Annotated in this window: 16 protein-coding genes; 6 read left to right on the top strand and 10 right to left on the bottom strand. The window is 66.1% G+C overall.

What is annotated here, in order from left to right; genetic code table 11:
• Positions 1-3 precede the first annotated feature (3 nt).
• A complete protein-coding gene (locus PJW05_RS23275; RefSeq protein ID WP_271409296.1) occupies positions 4-849 on the top strand; it encodes a CsgG/HfaB family protein in 846 nt (281 codons plus the stop codon).
• Between the two features lie 512 nt (positions 850-1,361).
• Here the strand turns inward: PJW05_RS23275 and PJW05_RS23270 are convergent.
• The 5 genes from PJW05_RS23270 to PJW05_RS23250 are packed head-to-tail and all read right to left on the bottom strand — an operon-like array spanning position 1,362 to position 7,249.
• Complete coding sequence (locus PJW05_RS23270) at positions 1,362-1,658, bottom strand: hypothetical protein (protein ID WP_271409295.1); 297 nt, start codon at positions 1,656-1,658, stop codon at positions 1,362-1,364.
• Positions 1,659-1,700: 42 nt separating this feature from the next.
• Positions 1,701-3,080, bottom strand: coding sequence for a curlin (locus PJW05_RS23265; RefSeq protein WP_271409294.1), 1,380 nt, complete (start codon positions 3,078-3,080; stop codon positions 1,701-1,703).
• A 56-nt stretch (positions 3,081-3,136) separates the two neighbouring features.
• Positions 3,137-3,607: a curlin gene (locus tag PJW05_RS23260; protein WP_271409293.1), complete on the bottom strand. Its 471-nt coding sequence runs from the start codon at positions 3,605-3,607 to the stop codon at positions 3,137-3,139.
• 9 nt (positions 3,608-3,616) lie between these two features.
• Positions 3,617-5,848, bottom strand: coding sequence for an Ig-like domain-containing protein (locus PJW05_RS23255; protein WP_271409292.1), 2,232 nt, complete (start codon positions 5,846-5,848; stop codon positions 3,617-3,619).
• A 39-nt stretch (positions 5,849-5,887) separates the two neighbouring features.
• Positions 5,888-7,249 (bottom strand): hypothetical protein, encoded by a 1,362-nt coding sequence (locus tag PJW05_RS23250; RefSeq protein WP_271409291.1) that lies wholly within the window; start codon positions 7,247-7,249, stop codon positions 5,888-5,890.
• 375 nt (positions 7,250-7,624) lie between these two features.
• Here PJW05_RS23250 and PJW05_RS23245 point away from each other — a divergent pair, with 375 nt between their 5' ends.
• The 3 genes from PJW05_RS23245 to PJW05_RS23235 all read left to right on the top strand — a co-directional run bounded on the left by PJW05_RS23245 (position 7,625) and on the right by PJW05_RS23235 (position 10,966).
• The gene (locus tag PJW05_RS23245) at positions 7,625-9,082 is read left to right on the top strand and encodes an ATP-binding protein (RefSeq protein WP_271409290.1); all 1,458 of its coding nucleotides are present in this window, start codon (positions 7,625-7,627) and stop codon (positions 9,080-9,082) included.
• Positions 9,082-10,473, top strand: coding sequence for a sigma-54-dependent transcriptional regulator (locus PJW05_RS23240; protein WP_271409289.1), 1,392 nt, complete (start codon positions 9,082-9,084; stop codon positions 10,471-10,473). Before PJW05_RS23245 ends, PJW05_RS23240 begins: the two co-directional genes overlap by 1 nt.
• Before the next feature lie 235 nt (positions 10,474-10,708).
• The gene (locus PJW05_RS23235) at positions 10,709-10,966 is read left to right on the top strand and encodes a hypothetical protein (RefSeq protein ID WP_271409288.1); all 258 of its coding nucleotides are present in this window, start codon (positions 10,709-10,711) and stop codon (positions 10,964-10,966) included.
• Positions 10,967-11,161: 195 nt separating this feature from the next.
• Here PJW05_RS23235 and PJW05_RS23230 read toward each other — a convergent pair whose 3' ends face one another.
• Positions 11,162-12,043 carry a helix-turn-helix domain-containing protein gene (locus PJW05_RS23230; RefSeq protein ID WP_271409287.1) on the bottom strand — a complete coding sequence of 294 codons (882 nt, stop codon included), beginning with the start codon at positions 12,041-12,043 and terminating at the stop codon, positions 11,162-11,164.
• 193 nt (positions 12,044-12,236) lie between these two features.
• Between PJW05_RS23230 and pobA the strand changes: the two genes are divergently transcribed.
• On the top strand, positions 12,237-13,424 hold the full coding sequence (pobA, locus tag PJW05_RS23225; RefSeq protein ID WP_271409286.1) for a 4-hydroxybenzoate 3-monooxygenase: 1,188 nt from the start codon (positions 12,237-12,239) through the stop codon (positions 13,422-13,424).
• 161 nt (positions 13,425-13,585) lie between these two features.
• Here pobA and PJW05_RS23220 read toward each other — a convergent pair whose 3' ends face one another.
• A complete protein-coding gene (locus PJW05_RS23220; protein ID WP_271409285.1) occupies positions 13,586-14,503 on the bottom strand; it encodes an alpha/beta hydrolase in 918 nt (305 codons plus the stop codon).
• A 118-nt stretch (positions 14,504-14,621) separates the two neighbouring features.
• On the bottom strand, positions 14,622-15,704 hold the full coding sequence (locus PJW05_RS23215) for an alkene reductase (protein WP_271409284.1): 1,083 nt from the start codon (positions 15,702-15,704) through the stop codon (positions 14,622-14,624).
• Between the two features lie 150 nt (positions 15,705-15,854).
• On the opposite strand from PJW05_RS23215, the gene PJW05_RS23210 reads away from it, so the two are divergent.
• Positions 15,855-16,115 (top strand): LysR family transcriptional regulator, encoded by a 261-nt coding sequence (locus tag PJW05_RS23210; RefSeq protein ID WP_271409283.1) that lies wholly within the window; start codon positions 15,855-15,857, stop codon positions 16,113-16,115.
• Positions 16,116-16,421: 306 nt separating this feature from the next.
• Here the strand turns inward: PJW05_RS23210 and PJW05_RS23205 are convergent, their stop codons facing one another.
• Positions 16,422-16,736: a putative quinol monooxygenase gene (locus PJW05_RS23205; RefSeq protein ID WP_271409282.1), complete on the bottom strand. Its 315-nt coding sequence runs from the start codon at positions 16,734-16,736 to the stop codon at positions 16,422-16,424.
• A 39-nt stretch (positions 16,737-16,775) separates the two neighbouring features.
• On the bottom strand, positions 16,776-17,768 hold the full coding sequence (locus PJW05_RS23200; RefSeq protein ID WP_271409281.1) for a zinc-dependent alcohol dehydrogenase family protein: 993 nt from the start codon (positions 17,766-17,768) through the stop codon (positions 16,776-16,778).
• Between the last annotated feature and the right edge of the window lie 38 nt (positions 17,769-17,806).

Here is a 17,806-nt window from a genome sequence, read left to right as displayed (position 1 = left end):
ACCATGAACAGAGCGCTGATGCTGGTCCTGCTTCTCGCCACCCTGCAAGGCTGCGGTCTGCGCCAGCCGATGCCCGCGGACACCGAGGGCCAGACCCCGACCCTGACCCCGCGTGCCTCGACCTACTACGACCTGCTCAACCTGCCGCGACCCAAGGGGCGCCTGGTGGCGGCGGTGTACGGCTTCCGCGACCAGACCGGCCAGTACAAGCCGACCCCGGCCAGTTCCTTCTCCACCAGCGTCACCCAGGGGGCCGCCAGCATGCTGGTGGACGCGCTGCAGGCCAGCGGCTGGTTCATGGTGCTGGAACGCGAGGGCCTGCAGAACGTGCTGACCGAGCGCAAGATCATCCGCGCCTCGCAGAACAAGCCCAACACCCCGGCGAACATCCAGAGCCAACTGCCGCCGCTGCAGGCCGCCAACCTGCTGCTGGAGGGCGGCATCATCGCCTACGACACCAACGTCCGTAGCGGTGGCGAAGGCGCCCGCTACCTGGGCATCGGCGCCTCCCACGAGTACCGCGTCGACCAGGTCTCGGTGAACCTGCGCGCGGTGGACGTGCGCAGCGGCATGGTGCTGGCCAACGTGATGACTTCCAAGACCATCTACTCGGTGGGGCAGAGCGCCAGCGTGTTCAAGTTCATCGAGTTCAAGGAACTGCTGGAAGCCGAGGCCGGCTACACCACCAACGAACCGGCGCAGCTCTGCGTGCTGTCGGCCATCGAGTCGGCGGTGGCACACCTGATCGCCCAGGGCGTGGAACGCCACCTGTGGCAAGCCGCCGGCGACCAGTCGGTGGAACAGACCTCGCTGAAGAAATACCTGGGCGCGCAGGTTTCCCTCCAGTAGGGCGGGATGGCCTGCCGCCTGGCGAATCAATGCGCTCTGTCTGCGTTACGTGTTGCTAGCAGCTCTGGCGCCTGGCTGATTTCCGAGTTCCGCTGAGGTTTCTGGTTTCGTCCCCCTGACTCGCTGCGCTCGCCCTTCGGGCCAGCCTTCGGCTGTTACTTCGCTGCGCTCCGTTTTGCAACGATTCCGCTCGGCCACCTGAAGGGGCGGAGTCGCTGCCCCACCTTTCTCTGCTCGGTGTCAGGCCGCTGGTGGCTTCAGGACTGTTTGCACCTTGTCGGCGCGAGTCACCCCTCGCCCGCTTACGGGAGAGGGGCGGGGGAGAGGGCTGTGTCAGGCTGGCGCAGAGGCCTGAACGAACCGCGCTGGAGCCCTCCGTCTGAAACCACAACAGCTAACGCGAACATATCCAATCAATGCGCCCCTACGGAGTACTGATCGAGTGCGTAGGGTGGACCACGCTTCACCGGTCCACCCATCGAGGTCGGTTGGAGGGAAAGGCGCCATGCTCCCTACAGGGTTGTCTCGGCCGTCACCGGCTCCTGCTCCACGCCATCGACCCACCAGCGCAGCCGGGCTTCCACCTTCGAGGAGGCGGGCAGGTTCAGGCGATCGAGTACCGGGCAGGCGCGGTCGGCCACGCCGCGCTGGCGCGACTGGCTGCGTCCGGCGGGGCCCTGGGCGCTGACCAGGAGTTCGTAGCGGATGGCCGGGGAGGGGGCGTCGAAGCACAGGCGCAGCTCGGCCTGGCCGGGGGCCTGGGGGTGGAGGTGGAGGCTGGCGCTGGCCAGCAGGGCGGCGAGGAGCATGGGAAAAGGCCGCCGCCCACGAGGGGCGGCGGTGGCGCGGGCTTACTGCTGCACCACGATGGCGGTATTGCCGGTGCCGGTCTGGTCGACCGTGGCGGTCATGTTGAAGCTGCTCTGGCTGACCGAGGCCTGGTTGCTCCAACCGATCTGGTTGATGACGGAGAGGTTGTTGAGGTCGGCCTGGGTGACGCTGGCCAGGTTGTCGCCGCCGGCGCTCTGGTAGGTCTCGCTCACGTTGCCGCTGCCGGACTGGTCGATCTCGACGCTGTTGCCGATGCCCTCGCTGGTGCCCAGGGCCAGGTTGCCGCCGTCACGCTGGGCGACCATCAGGTTGTTGTCGTCGCCGGCCTGGTCGAAGTACAGCTCGTTGAAGTTGCCTTCCTGGGTGAAGTTGGCGGTGTTGCCGTTGCCGTTCTGGTTCAGTTCCACGGTCTGGTCGGTACCGAACTGGCCGCCTTCCTGGGCGCCCTGCCAGTTGCTGGCGTAGACGTTGTTGTCGTTGCCGGTCTGGTTGACGGTCAGGCTCAGGCTCTCGCCTTCCTGGTAGGTCAGGCTGAGGTTGCCATTGCCGGTCTGGGTGACGGTGCTGGTGGCGTCGGTGGCGCCGAACTGGTCGGCCCAGGCGGCGTTGGCGTCGCCATTCTGGGTCATGGTGGCGAGGTTGCCCGAGCCGAAGCTCTGGTCGACCACCAGTTCGTTGAGCGCACCGCCGCCCTGGTCGACGTCGGCCCGGCTGCCTTCCTGCTCGGTCTGCCAGACCTCGACGTAACCGCTTTCGCCGGTCTGGAACACGTCCACCTGGTTGCCGATGCCCTGGCTCTGGTCGACGTAGGTCGCGTTGCCTTCGCCGGACTGCTGGATGTCGATGTTGCTGCCGGTCTGGTCCACCTGCCAGGTCCCGGCCTGGTTGCCGATGCCGCTCTGGTCGATGGTGGTGACGTTGCCCTCGCCGAACAGTTGCTCGGCGGAGGCAATGTTGTCCGAATCGGCCTGGTTGATCTCCACGCTGCTGGCGACCTGGCTGTCCTGGAGGCTGAAGGCATCGTTGTAGCTGCCGTCCTGGTTGACGGTGGCGGCGCTGTTCTCGCCGAACCACTGTTCGCTGTAGGCGTTGTTCCACTCGCCGTTCTGCTGGTGGTTGACCTGGCTCTCCATCTCGGTGTTCTGCACGCCGGCGGAGGCGTTGTACTCGCCAACCTGGGTCTGGGTGACGGTGCCGGTGCCGTTCGCCTGGTCGGCGTAGGCGTTGTTGCCTTCGCCGGTCTGGGTCTGGGTGGCGCCGCTGAAGGCGGCGGCGGCCTGCTGGACTTCGGCGACGTTTTCCAGGCCGCTCTGGGTCTGGGTCGAGCTGCTGTCGTTGGCGAGCGCCTGGACGCTGAGCAGGGTCAGGACTGCGGCCGCAAGTGGTTTGTACTGGAACATGGTATTGCCTCCTGGGGATGCTTCCCCGCGAGTCGTTCGGGGTTTTGTTGGTGCCTTCAGTGCTGGATCACCTGCACGCTCAGGCCGTTTCCATACTGGGTAACGCTGCTGTTCAGTCCCTCCCCGGACTGCACGATGGATGCGCTGTTGTAGGCGCCAACCTGGTCGATGGTTGCCCGGTTGTAGGCGCCGCTCTGGGAGATGTAGGCCTGGTTGCCGACCCCCTGTTGGGAGATGGACGCCAGGTTCTGTATGCCTTCCTGGAGGATGTAGGCCTCCTGGTCACTGCCGTTCTGCACGATCTGGCCGAGCAGCGACTGGCCGTTCTGGCTCAGCAGCGCGACGTTCGCCTCGCCCAGTTGGCGCACCAGGGCCTGCTGGTCCAGGGGGGCGCCTTGTGGGCCGGCGAGGTCGGCGTTGCCGCCGGCCAGGTCGAAGTTGTCCATCAGGTCCGCCGCCGGCAGCGCCGCGCTGCCCAGCCCGAGGGCGAGCAGAGTGGCGATGCACGGCAGGCGGAGGTTGCCCATGGCCGGCTCCTAGCGCGGTCCGATGGGCACGGTGCGCACCGTGCCGTGGGACGAGGTGATGGTGGCCGTCGGGTTGGCGCTCGGGGTCACGTTGGTGGTGGTGACCGAGAGCCGCCAGCGTCCGCTCGCCGGGACCGTCACGTTGCCCAGGTCCAGCAGACCGGTGGTGGTGGTCACCTGCACCCGCAGGCTGTTGCCGGTGGTGATCGAGCTTTGGCCGTCCAGGCTCCAGGTCACCCGGTTGTTCGAGCGCAGGGTGAACTCGGCGGTGGTCACCGTGAGGTTCTCGGCGCCGGCCGGCGGCGGCGACACCTGCACGCTCACCGTCACCGGGGCGGAGAGGGCGCCGAAGGCGTCCTGTACCTGGTAGGTGAAGCTGGCGGTGAAGGCGCTGGTGACCGTGGCCGGTGGCGTGTAGGTGATGCTGGTGCCGTCGGTGCTGGCGCTACCCTGGCCGGCGGCCGGCTGGGTGAGGTTGGCCACGGAGAGCGGTACGTTGCCTTCCGGATCGCTGTCGTTGGCCAGCACGTCCAGGGTCAGCGGCACGCCCAGGGTGCTGCCGGTATCGGCGACACCCACCGGCGGCTGGTTGGGGCTGACGCTGACGGTGACCGTGGCCGGCAGGGAGGCTTCGCCACGCACGTCCATCGCGCGGTAGGTGAAGGTCGCGGTCAGCGGGCTGTTGACCACCGGCGGCGGGGTGTAGACCACGGCGGTGCTGCCGTTCAGGGCCACGCTGCCGAGGCCGGCACCCGGCTGGGTGAGGTCGGTGATGGTCAGCGGCAGGTCGCCGTCGGCATCACTGTCGTTGGCCAGCACGCTGATGCTCACCGGTACGCCGAAGCTGGTGCTGGCGGCATCGGCCACCGCCACCGGCGGCTGGTTGGGCGTTTCCTCCGGCGCGCTGCCGACCACCACCACGGGCTCGGTGTCGGCGCCGCCCGCGGCGGATTTCACCGTGACCACTGCCGGCGGCTGCGCCAGGTCGGTCACCCGCAGGCTCTGCAGGACGCCGGCCTTGGTCAGGCGGCCGAAGCCCTGGGCGGCGAGGTCGGGTACCTGCACTTCGTCACTGGAGCTGGCTTCGATGGTCAGCGAGTGGTCGGCCCAGGAGTAGCGGGCGCTGCTGATCTTCACCACGTCGGTGACATCGCCGGAGACCGAGGTCGGCTTGGTGACGCCGTTCGGGTCGGTGGCTGTGACCACGACAAAGGGCGGCAGCACGGCCGGCGCCGGGTTGTGGGCGAAGAAGTAGCCGGTGCCGTCGTTGACCATGTCCTGCAGGCAGGCCGGCTTGGCGCCGCCTTCCACCAGTTCCAGGGTCTCCCGGTAGCAGAACTCGGCGTTCGCCGGGCCGTTGGCGAAGACCTCCAGGCGCGTGCCCTGGCTGGTGCGCCGGTAGCTGGCCCGTTCGATCTCCACCGGGGTCGCGGAGCGGGAGTCGAAGATCTTGCCGGACAGCGAGAACAGGTCGGTGCGGATGGTCCCGGCCGGGCCGGAAATTTCCACGTAGTTGGTCGCCAGGGGGCTGCCGGTGACCGCTTCGGGGACGTTCGGGTCGCCCACGAAACGCTCCACCTCGCCAGTGTCGGGGTTGGTTTCCTGCAGCGGGCCGCCGGCCCGGATGAGGAAGGGGCCGACGTCGCCGTTGAGGGCCCCGGTGAACACCCCCGGCGCGCCGATGCCGATGTCGCGGGTCATGTTGATGGCGCGGCGGCCACCGCGGTCGGCGGCCTGGGCCGGCGTCACGGTGAAGGTCTCCACGCCGTAGGGGTGGGTGACGGTGTAGGTGCCGGCCACCGGGATGTTGGCGCGGATACGGATGCGCGCGAAGCTCTGCTGGTCGCCGAGGCGGGGCACTTCCTGGGCGAAGGCGGCCTCGATGGCGGCGGTGTAGACCTCCAGCTCGTAGCCGTTGGCCGTCGCCGGAATGTTGGCTTCGGCGAGGAACCAGAACAGCTCGCTGGGCCAGTTGTTGGGGAAGACCATGGGCTGGGTGTCGTCGTACAGGCCCGGCTCCGGCAGCAGCGTGCACATGTAGCCGCCGGCCCGGGAGCTGACGGCCCTGGACTGGCACAGCTCCAGGGACAGGTCGTCGTTGTCCTGGTACCACTGCGGGAAATGCCCGGTGGCGGCGGTGTAGGGGCCGGAATGGACGTCCTTGAGTTCGGCCTGGGCCAGTTCGAAACCTCCGACTGTAAGACCCAGAGTGGTGAGGAACAGGCGGGACCACGTGTTCATGTTGCCTCCTGGCGCGGGAGCGCTCGGCTCTGGGGTCGCTTAGGGAAGGATGACCACTTCTTCGGTGTCGCTGCCGCCGCTGGCCGAGGTGACGGTGACCTTGGCCGGCGGGATGGGCGACAGGTTGGTGACCAGGGTCCTGGTGGCGCCATCGCCGCCGAGGGTGCCAATGGCGGCGCCGTTGCCGGCGGTCGCGGTGAGGCTGGGCGGCGAGGTTTCGTCGCTGCTGCTGGCCACCAGGGTCAACTGCCCGGATGCGAGGCTGTACTCGGCGCGCTGGATGCGCACCACGTCCACCAGCGGCGACGTCAGGCTGGTCGGCGTGCTTTCCGGGATGGCCACCCGGTTGTCGGCGGTGAGCTCGATGCTGGCCGGCGTGGTCGGGCTGGCGGCGGACTGGCCGTACCAGTTGCCGGTGGCGTTGGCTTCGCTCATGGCCACCGTGGCCCCGGCGCTGTCCTCGTAGGTGGCGGTGCCGGGGGGCGGTGGCGCCATGACGAAGACGTCCTGCTGGCTGCTGAGCCCGGCTTCGCCGGCGCTGCGCGAGTAGGTGGCGCGCTGGACGATCAGCGGCGTCGGGCGAACGACCTCGGAAAGCTTGCCGGAGACGGCGAACAGTTCGGTGCGCAGGTCGATGCCGCCGGGGCCCTGGATGCGCACGTAGTTGGTGTTGAACGGGCTGCCGGTCACCGCTTCTTCCAGGTTGGGGTCGCCGATGAAGCGCTCGGTCTGGCCGTTCTCCGGGTTCACTTCCAGGTAGGGGCCGTTGAGGCTGCGCAGGAAGGGCCCGACGTCGCCGCCCAGGGCGCCGGTGTAGGTCTTCGGCGCGCCGATGCCGATGTCGCGGGTCATGTTGATGGCGCGGCCACCGTCGTCGCCGAAGTCGTCCGCGGTGACGTCGAACACTTCCACGCCGTAGGGGTGGGTGACGGTGTAGGTGCCGATGGTGGGGACATCCACGCGGATGCGGATGCGGGCGAAGCTGAGCTGGTCGCCTTCGGCCGGCTCTTCCACCGCGAAGGCCGCTTCCAGGGCCGCGCCGTAAGACAGGTCGATGCCGCTGGTGGCGTCGACGATGGCGGCATCGGCGGTGAACCAGAAGGCTTCCGGCGGGAAGTTGCTGGGGAAGACCAGTGGCTGGGTGTCGTCGTAGACGCCGGGCTCCGGCAGCAACGAACACATGTAGCTCGGGGCGTCCGGCGTACCGGGTACTCGCGAGCTGACGGTCTTCGACAGGCAGAGGTCGAGGGTGCGGCCGTGGGTGTCCTGGTACCAGGCGGCGAAGGAGCCGATGGCGGGGTCGTAGGGGCCGGGGTCCACGTCGAACAGGGCGGCCGGAGCCTGGTCAGCCGCGACGATGAGGAGGATCGAGGTGGTGGCCTTGGAGAATGTGCGTTGCATGAGCGTTTCCTCTTGCAATGTGGGCGCCTCCCTGCGGATTCGCTGCGCCACAGGCTGGCTGCCCGGCCCTCCGCAACGAGCGTGCCAGGGTTTCCCGATCTCCTCGCAAAACCGCGTGGCACAAGGCGCGCGGCTGTCCCGGGAAAATCCGTCGGGCGGGCCGGCAAGGTGGGGGAGTCCCCCCACAACTGGGTGAAGTTGGGGGGGGGTGGGGGCGTGGGGGAAAACCTGGGGAATTCGCTGCAGGCTGCTTGAAACGGGGCTTTCGGGCCGTTCGGGGAAAACGGGCCTGGTTTATGCACTGGCACAGGCGTCCAAGGCCGCCCGGTTGACACGACGGGTCGAACCCATCACGCAACGCATAGGAAGGTTTCCATGAGCGCTCTGTCGGTGATCTGGGATAGGTACGCGATCGGCAAGACCGGCGAATCCCCTCCGCCGCCTTTCAACCTGCTGCGTTGGTTCTCGCTGGTCAGCCTGGTGGTGATCGCCAGCGTGGCCATCGGCCTGGGCATCATTTCCACGCGGTTCGTGGTGACCGAGAGCATCGAGCGCGATGCCATGCTCAGCTCGCAGTTCATCCAGTCCATCGCCTCGGCCGAGATCCGCCATGTGGCGCTGCCGTCCAGCATGACCATGGGCGAGCTGCTGGACTCGCGCCAGGACGGCCACCAGCCGCAGCACCTGCTGGCCGCGCGGCAACGGGCACGCAGCGAGTTCCTCGACCACATCGCCATGCTGCCCGATGCGCTGCTGGCGAATATCTACGGCGCCGACCGGGTCATCGTCTGGTCCACCAACCCGGCGCTGGTGGGCAAGGACATGAGCGACAACGCGGAACTGGCGCAGGCGTTCGCGTCGCCGAGGCAGGTGGCCTCCAGCTATGACGAGGTTACCGGCGGGCGCAGCGAGCAGAAGTTCCTGCGCGCCCCGCGCACCCTGTTCATCGAGAACTACATCCCGTTGCTGGACGACCAGGGCAACGTGGCCACGGTGGTGGAAATCTACAAGGAGCCCCGCGATCTGGTGCAGCGCATCCAGCGCGGCTTCGTGCTGATCTGGATGGCCACCGCCATCGGCGGCGGGCTGATCTACTTCGGCCTGTTCTGGATCGTGCGCCGCGCCTCGGGCGTGTTGGAGCAGCAGCAGAGCCAACTGATCGCCAACGAAACCTTCGTCGCCCTCGGCGAAATGTCCTCCGCGGTGGCCCACAGCCTGCGCAACCCGCTGGCGTCGATCCGCTCCAGCGCCGAGCTGGCCCACGAACTGGTGGAGCCGCCGGTGCGCAGGAACATCACCGACATCATCGGCCAGGTGGACCGCATGTCGGCCTGGGTGCGCGAGCTGCTGATTTCAGCGCGGCCGCTGTCCGGCGATTCCGAGGCGGTGGAACCGGTGGCGGCGATCAGCGAGGCCCTGCATGGCTTCGATCAGCAGATCCGCCATTCCGGCGTGCGGGTGGAGTTCATCGCCGAGGCGGCGCCGGCGGTGGTCAGTCACCGGGTGCTGCTGGCCCAGGTGCTCAACAGCCTGTTCGCCAACGCCCTCGAAGCCATGCCCAACGGCGGCCTGCTGCGCATCGAGGTCACGCCGGAGGCCAGCGGCAAACACCTGCTGCTGGCCATCACCGACACCGGCCAGGGCATGACGCGCAAGCAGGAAACCATGGCCTTCAAGCCCTACTACACCACCAAGCAGGGCGGCCTGGGCGTGGGCCTGGTGATGGTCAAGCGGATCATGGAGCGCTTCGGCGGCAAGGTCAGCCTGACCAGCCGCGAGCGGGAAGGCACCCGCATCTGCCTGAACTTCAAGGTTGCCGGGGGGCGGGGCTGATGGAACACAGTGTGCTGATTGTCGAAGACGACGAACTGCTGGCCGGGAATATCCAGACCTACCTCGAACGCAAGAACTACGAGGCGCTGGTCTGCCATTCCGCCGAAGAGGCGCTGGCGCTGCTGCAGGAGCAGGTGCCCGACGTGCTGCTCACCGACAACTCGCTGCCGGGCATGAGCGGCCATGAGCTGATCCGCGAAGTGAGCAGCCGCGCGCCGCAGATCAAGCCGATCATGATGACCGGCTACGGCAACATCGAGGACGCGGTGCAGGCGATGAAGGCCGGCGCCTTCCACTACCTGACCAAGCCGGTGGCCCTGGCCGAGCTCAAGCTGCTGCTGGACAAGGCCCTGGAAGCCCAACGCCTGGAGCACAAGCTGGACTTCTACCAGGCCCGCGCCGCACAGGACGCCGGGCTGGCGGCGCTGATCGGCGACTCGGCGGCGATGCTGGAAGTCAAATCCATGGTGCGCCAGTTGCTCGACGCCGAAAGCCGCATGGCCGACGCCGAGCTGCCGGCGGTGCTGATCGAGGGCGAGACCGGCACCGGCAAGGAACTGATCGCCCGCGCGCTGCATTTCGACGGCGCCCGCAGCAAGGGGCCCTTCGTCGAGTTCAACTGCGCCTCGATCCCCGCGCACCTGCTGGAGGCCGAGCTCTTCGGCCACGAGAAGGGCGCCTTCACCGACGCCAAGGACCGCCGCGTCGGCCTGGTGGAAGCGGCCGACGGCGGCACCCTGTTCCTCGACGAAGTGGGCGAAATGGACCTGGTGCTGCAGGCCAAGCTGCTCAAGCTGCTGGAGGACCGCACCATCCGCCGCATCGGCTCGGTGAAGGAACGCAAGGTCAACCTGCGCATCATCAGCGCCACCAACTGCAACCTCGAACAGATGGTCCAGCAGGGCAAGTTCCGCCGCGACCTGTTCTTCCGCCTGCGCATCATCTCCATCCGCGTGCCCCGGCTGTACGCGCGCGGCGACGACGTCCTGCTGCTGGCCCGGCACTTCCTCCGCCAGCACGGCAAACGCTATGGCAAGCCGGGGCTGCAGTTCTCCTCCGAGGCCGAGCACCTGCTGCAGGGCTATAGCTGGCCGGGCAACGTGCGCGAACTGCGCAACATGCTGGAACAGACCGTGCTGCTCGCCCAGGGCCAACTGGTGACCGCCGCCCAGTTGCGCATCTGCCCGAGCCTGGTGGAAGAGCCCGCCGGCGGCTACCGCACCAACGGCCACGGCGCCGAGCACGAAGACGAGCGGGACATGGTCATCCGCATGCTCGACAAGACCGACTGGAACGTCACCAAGTCCGCCCGCCTGCTGGGCCTGACGCGGGACATGCTGCGTTACCGAATCGAAAAACTGGGCCTGGTCAGGCCGGATCGTCGTCACTGATCCGCCACCGGGCGAACCTGTTCCCTAGCACTCCCTCTCGCCGGTACGGGAGGAGGAGATCCTTGTGGTCGGGCGGCGATCCTGCTCGCATCCCCGCTTCGCCCACCGGGGCCGGTGCCCTCACACCGGCCCCGCTTTCTTATTCAGGGGGCGGCCCGGCGACGATCGAACCTGAACGCCGGGGCCTCCCGCCGACTCCAATGGGTATCACCCATGGCGACCCACGAGGTTCAGCATGAGCAGTGAACGAAGAAGCGAAACCCGCGGATACAACGGTAATCCCCGCCCGGACATTCCGCGCTGGCTGATCGACCCCGACTGCATCGACCTGGAACTGGAACGCGACCCGGACGATCCGCTGTTCGACACCACCCTGGACGATGCCGAGACCTTCCGGCATTCCCGTCACGGCCAGCAGGCCGTTGTTAACGCAGCAATGAGAACGCACGCAGCTTCTCAGCGGCCAGCCAATGGCCGATACGGCCTGTTCTGAAGGGTGGTATTGCGCGAAGAAACGGTGGCACAATGAAATCAAGCGACAAGGACGTCACCCATCCCTCCCGGCCAGGAACCGGCCGCCTCCTTCCCCACCGATTCCCCAAAGAAGCCGACGCGGCCTCGCGAGATTCCATCGAATCCGCCCACCACTTGATGGGTTTCGCTGCGCTCTCCACCATCCTACGAGTCGTTACCGCCCCTGGGCGTCGGCGCGGCGGAAGGCGTTGGGCGACTGGCCGCTGAGGCGGCGGAAGAAACGCGAGAAATAGGTGGGGTCGGTGAACCCCAGGCTGTCGGACACCTGGGCGACGGTCATGTTGGTGTAGATAAGGCTGCGCCGGGCCTCCAGCAGCAGGCGCTGGTGGATGATCTGCAGCGCGCTCTGCCCGGCCAACTGACGGCACAGGTTGTTCAGGTGGACGCTGGACAGGTCCAGCCGGTGGGCGAAGGTCTCCACCGTCAGGTGCTCGCGATAATGCTGCTCCACCAGCTTGATGAAACGGCCCAGCAATTGCCGGTTGCGTTCGTCGCGGCTGCCGGGGGGCGTGTTCTGCTGGCTGCGCCGGCTGATCCAGACCATGAGCACATTCACCAGCGAGCCCAGCACCAGATCGCGGGCCGGCGCGCTGCCTTCGTACTCCTTGATCAGGGCGCTGAACAGCGTGTTGATGTAGCGGCGGTCGTCCCCCACCGGGTAGCAACCCGACGACGCCAGCACCGCGAGCGGCGCGCCCAACTGCGCCTCCAACTGCTCCACCAGCGGCGCGCCCAGGCTCAGCACATGGCCCTCGATATTCTCGGAGAAGCGGAATCCGTGGACGCACAGCGGCGGCGTGACCTGGATCGCCGGTTCGCGGATTTCACTGCGCCGGCCTTCCACCTCCACCACCGCCTGGCCGCGCTGCACATAGAGCAACTGGAACAGGTCGGCATGGCGATGCGGCTTGATTTCCCAATGGTGCAGGCTGCTGCGCTTGGGAATGGACTCGCAATGCAGCAGGTCGGGGGTCGGCCACGCCTGGTTCTCGCCATAGAGCTTGAACACGGGAACGCCGGGAATGCTGGTCTTCATGGGCTGCGCGCGGGGGGCATGGGGTTGTTCGAAGGCGTCCGGTAATCGGACGCAGTTTTCAAAAGTGCAATTCCTGGCGGGATTCTGACCTTCTTTTTCGACTTCTGTCAGCAAAAATGCAGGAGAGCCAAAACCCACCCGTTTGCGGCCGCTGCCTGTCCACCGGCCGTAAACCCCATACGAGATAACAACAATGAACACTCAGGTCGCCATCATCGGCGCAGGCCCCTCCGGCCTGCTGCTTGGCCAACTGCTGCACAAGGCCGGCATCGACACCCTCATCATCGAGCGCCAGACCCCCGACTACGTACTCGGCCGGATTCGCGCCGGGGTGCTGGAGCAAGGCACCGTCGACCTGCTCCGCGAGGCCGGCGTCAGCGCGCGCATGGAGGCCGAGGGCCTGGTGCACCAGGGCGTCGAACTGGTGGTCGACGGCAAGCGCGTCCCCATCAACCTGGCCGAACTCACCGGCGGCAAGCGCGTGATGGTCTACGGCCAGACCGAAGTCACCCGCGACCTGATGGACGCCCGCGCCGCCAGCGGTGCACCGATCATCTATTCCGCCGCCAATGTCGAACTGCACCAGCTCAAGGGCGAGCGGCCCCACGTCACCTTCGAGAAGGACGGCGAACGGGTGCGCATCGACTGTGACTACATCGCCGGCTGCGACGGCTTCCACGGCGTCTCGCGCAAGAGCATCCCGGCCGGCGTGCTGACCGAATACGAGCGGGTCTACCCGTTCGGCTGGCTGGGCCTGCTCGCCGACACCCCACCGGTTCACGACGAACTGATCTACGCCCATCACGCGCGCGGCTTCTCCCTGTGCAGCCAGCGCTCGCGCACCCGCAGCCGCTACTACCTGCAAGTGCCGCTGACCGACAAGGTGGAAGACTGGTCCGACGAGCGCTTCTGGGCCGAACTCAAGGCGCGCCTGCCCCAGGACGTGGCCAAGTACCTGGTCACCGGCCCCTCCCTGGAAAAGAGCATCGCGCCCCTGCGCAGCTTCGTGGTGGAGCCCATGCAATACGGCAAGTTGTTCCTGGTGGGCGACGCCGCCCACATCGTGCCGCCCACCGGCGCCAAGGGCCTGAACCTGGCCGCCTCCGACGTCTGCTACCTGTACCGCATCCTGGTCAAGGTGTATCGCGAAGGCCGCACCGACCTGCTGGAAAAATACTCGGAACTGGCCCTGCGCCGGGTGTGGAAGGGCGAGCGCTTCAGTTGGTTCATGACCAACCTGCTGCACGACTTCGACGGCCAGAAAGACGCCTGGGACCAGAAGATGCAGGCCGCCGACCGCGAGTACTTCCTCAACTCCCCCGCCGGCCTGGTGAACATCGCCGAAAACTACGTCGGCCTGCCCTACGAAAGCGTGGAGTAGCAACGGCGAGCACTTCGTGGCCCGGACAGGTCAGTGGCGGGCGTCAACCGCCCTGGTTGAGGCGTTCTCGACAAGGAAAAAAGCCCTGGAGAGGCGAAGGCCTTCCAGGGCGTTTCCGCTCATGCGGGGAGGATGCCGTCGAACGGCGGCCCGGCGCGCGGTCAGGCTTGCCAGGCTTCCTCGAGGAAGGCCGCCGCGTTCTCCAGTGCGCGTTGTCCCTCGGGCAGGACGGCAGCGAACAAGTGCCAGACGTGGAACATGCGTGGCCACACTTCCAGGGTCACCCGCACACGGTTCTCGGCCAGGTGCGTGGCCAGGCGCATCGCGTCGCTGAGCATCACTTCGCTTTCGCCGATGTGGATCGCGATGGGCGGAAGGTCCCGCACGTCGGCGAATACGGGGGATGCGGCGGGGTCGTTGCGCAGGGCGCCGTCCAGGAAGGCCCTGGCCATCAGGTTGAGCCCAGTCAGATTCACGGTGGGGTCGATGCCGTCGCGGGTGGTCATCGACGAGCCGCTGTGTTCCAGGTTGGCCCAGGGCGAGAGCGCCACACCGGCGGCGGGCAGTGGCAGGCCGGCGTTGCGTGCCGCGACCATGACCGTCACCACCATGGCCCCGCCCGCGGAATCGCCAGAGAAGGCGATCGACCGAGCGGGTATGCCCTGGTCCAGAAGCCACTTGTAGGCGGCCAGCGTGTCATCGATGGCGGCCGGGAACGGGTGCTCGGGCGCCAGCCGGTAGTCGGGCATGTAGACCCTGGCGTTCAACAGCTTGGCGTAGTTGCCGGCGATGCCGTGGTAACCCGCGGGGCTTCCCGCCACATAGCCGCCGCCGTGTATGTAGAGCAGGACCCGATCATCCTCGACCCGCTCGGGGGTAACCAGGGTGGCGGGCACGCCGCCCATCTCGATCTCCTCCACGCTCACGCCTGCGGGCGTGGGGTGGACCGTAAGGGCTGTCAGGTATTGGGCCCGGGCGTCGGCCCAGGAGCCGGGCTCGCCGCGCAGGAGCGGGCCGAAGTCGATGGTCGCGGCGTTCCAGGCGTCGATTCGCTCCTGGACGATGGGGGTAATAGGCATTTCAGGATATCCGGAAGGTTCGGTGCTGTTTCGTGGAGCACAGGATTTGTGCGGAGCCGGTGGGGCGTTGATGCACCCCGGCTCTGCTTGGGCGTGCTGTTCGATAGCCGTCGCGAGGTCACCCGCGAGCGAGCTGGGTGTAGCCCTCGGCACCGCCGCCGAAGAAGGTTTCCACCGGTGCTTCGTACAGCGGGGTCTGCAGCTGCAGACGCTCGACGAGGTCGGGGTTGCCGATGAAGGGCTTGCCAAAGGCGACCATGTCCGCGTGCCCCGAGGTCGTGGCGTTCAGCGCCCGCTCGCGGTCGTAGCCGTTGTTGGCCATGTAGGCGCCACCGAAGGCTTCGCGCAGGGCCTGCACATCGAACTCGTCGGCACCGTTGCCGCCGTGCAGCTGGCCTTCGACAACGTGCAGGTAGGCCAGGCCCATCTCGCCGAGACGGCGTGCCAGGTAGCCGTGAGTCTCCATGGGGGTGCTGTCCAGCGGCGTGTCGCCGATCGCGGTGGAGAGGGGGGACAGCCGCAGCCCGACGCGATCCGCGCCCCAGATTTCAGCCACCGCCGCCACGACTTCCAGGGGGAAGCGGGCACGGTTTTCGATCGAGCCGCCATATTGGTCGGTGCGCTTGTTGGTGCTGTCGCGAAGGAACTGCTCCAGCAGGTAGCCGTTGGCTGCGTGGACCTCCACGCCATCGAATCCCGCCTCCTTGGCCAGGCGTGCGGCATGGCGGTAGTCCTCAAGGATGCGTGCGATCTCCTCGGTCTCCAGGGCTCGCGGCGCCGACGGGGTCACATGGCCAGCTTCGGTGAAAACGTTGCCGCCAGCCGGAATCGCGGAAGGTGCCACGGGTGCGGCGCCACCCTCCTGCAGGCTGACGTGGGACATGCGGCCCACGTGCCAGAGCTGGACCACGATGCGGCCACCGGCGGCATGCACTGCTTCGGTCACGGGCTTCCACGCTTTCACATGGGCGTCGGTGTAGATGCCGGGGGTGTAGGCGTAGCCACGCGCCTCACGGGAAATATTGGTGGCCTCGGTGATGATCAGGCCTGCCGAGGCGCGTTGCCCGTAGTAGTCGACGGCCAACGGGGTCTGCACGCCGTCCATGTCGGCGCGCGAGCGGGTCAGCGGTGCCATGGCGATCCGGTTGCGGACGTCGATGGCGCCAAGGCGGGTGGGTTGGAAAAGGGCTTCGGTAGACATGGCGGCTCCAGTATTAGCGCAAGGGGGGGGTAGGGCGTTCTGTCGGAAGGCAGGGCCGGTAACTCATCAACGAGGCCAGATTGCGCGCCGCAAGAAGATTCATCCAATTTATTTGTCGGATTTAAGTTATATCCTTGACGATATGACTGGATGCGCCATGAGCTGAACCGGCTACCCGTTTTCCTCACGATTCTGGAAGAGCCCAACGTCACCCGCGCCGCGGAGCGGCTGGGCATGACTCAGCCCGCGCTGTCCAACGCCCTGGTCAACGGCGCGACCCGCTCCAGGCCCCGCTGTTCATTCGCGAGCGTGATGGCATGCGGTCGGCGGCAAGGGGCGACGCACGGGCTTCTGGAACTGCCGCGGCCGTCGCACGCCTGGACGAACTGGTGCTTGGCCAGCAGGGTTTAGACCGGACGAAAGCGGAGCGGCTGCTCTCCCCGGCTTTGAGCAGCCATGTCGAGTTCGTGCGGGTTCCAGGTGCCCGAGCGCCAGGGGTTGAAACGCGAGATGACCGGATCGGTCGCCCACTCTTTGGCGATCCCCGAGCTCTTGGCTGGGACGGACGACTGGACGTCTGCGCTCGATGTAGTCCGTTCGGTTGTACAGCGTGCGTCAGACCCTGTCGTTTGCCGTTGTGCACACTGGTGCTCGACAGCACCTAATACCGGCAGCTGGGGGAGGCACATAGCAACGGTGGCAAGCGACAGCTCCCGCTTAGACAACCAGGTTAAGCACCCTGACTTCTAGTGGTGTGGACAACAGCGGGTTCGCAATCTTCAAGAAATGTTGGAAATGTGGCGAAGATGCATGTTCGTTCAAAGCATCCTCATCGCGCCAGATTTCGTAAACGATCAGCACGGACGGATCTTCGCGGTCCACATGCAAATCGTATCGAACGCACCCTGGCTCTTGCCTGGACAGTGGGACCAATGCTTTGAGAGCGTTCAACAATTTGTCTTCCGACCCTTTGGCGGCTTTCAATGTGGCGACGAGATAGAGCAGGGTTGGAGTTTGCGAATCATTGTTCATCGTATGACAGCCTTTAAGGTGAGAAAGCGTGAACTCGAACTACCGGGCGATGACGATTTTGCCGATTGCTTTGGAAGACTCGAGTCGATCATGGGCAGCGCCGGCCCCTTCACGTGTGAACGGGTAGCGTTGGTCAATCAGTGGTCGAATAAAACCTCTATCGACGAGTGCTGAAACCCTTCTCAGAATGTCCCCATGATGTTGCCGGTTCACGTTGTGAATGATCTGTATCGGCATGAAGACCAAGTCGAGCTTAAGGCCTTTGAAATGCATGTCTGTCAGGTCATAGGTGTCATATCCAATGATCGAAATGACGTGTCCCTTGAGCTTTGCAGCTTTGAGCGAGTTTTGTAGAACCTCACCACCGAAGGTGTCGAAAACGGTGTCAAACCCTTTGCCGCCGGTGATGCGCTCGCGGTACTGGTCAGGTGTTTCGCTGGTATAGAGGGCAACCTCGTCGGCCCCCAACTTCTTGGCGATAGCAGCTTTTTCATCGGTCGAAACCGTGGTGCTCACTCGGGCGCCCATAGCCTTCGCCAACTGAATGGCGATATGCCCGACACCACCTGTCCCGCCGTGAATCAGGACTTCGTCGATGGGCTTGATCGAGGCACGGTCGACCAATGCTTCCCAAGCGGTGATGGAGACTAAGGGCAGGGCGGCAGCTTCAGCAAATGACAGGGATTCGGGTTTGAGCGCGATGAGATCCGCGTCGGCTTCCATTTGCTCGGCGAGCGCTCCAGGGATGCCCACAACACCGCCAGCACAGCCATATACGGCATCCCCGATCTTGAAGCCCGTGACGCCTTCGCCGACAGCGCTGATGGTGCCTGCGACATCCATGTGTAGGATCGCTGGGAATGTCAGACCCGCAGTACCTTCACTGCCCTGACGGATCTTAGTGTCGACGGGATTGACGCTTGTGGCCTGGACATCGATCACGACGTGTCCAGGTCGGGCTTGAGCATCAGGCACTTCCAGGTCTTCGAAGACTTGAGAGTCTCCATGATGGTTGATGACGATGGCTTTCATCATTGCTCCCCAATTTGATTGACGGTCAACGAAAATTA

The sequence above is a fragment of the Pseudomonas sp. Q1-7 genome (assembly GCF_028010285.1).
GTDB lineage: Bacteria > Pseudomonadota > Gammaproteobacteria > Pseudomonadales > Pseudomonadaceae > Metapseudomonas.
This window is presented reverse-complemented; position numbering and strand designations above follow the sequence as displayed.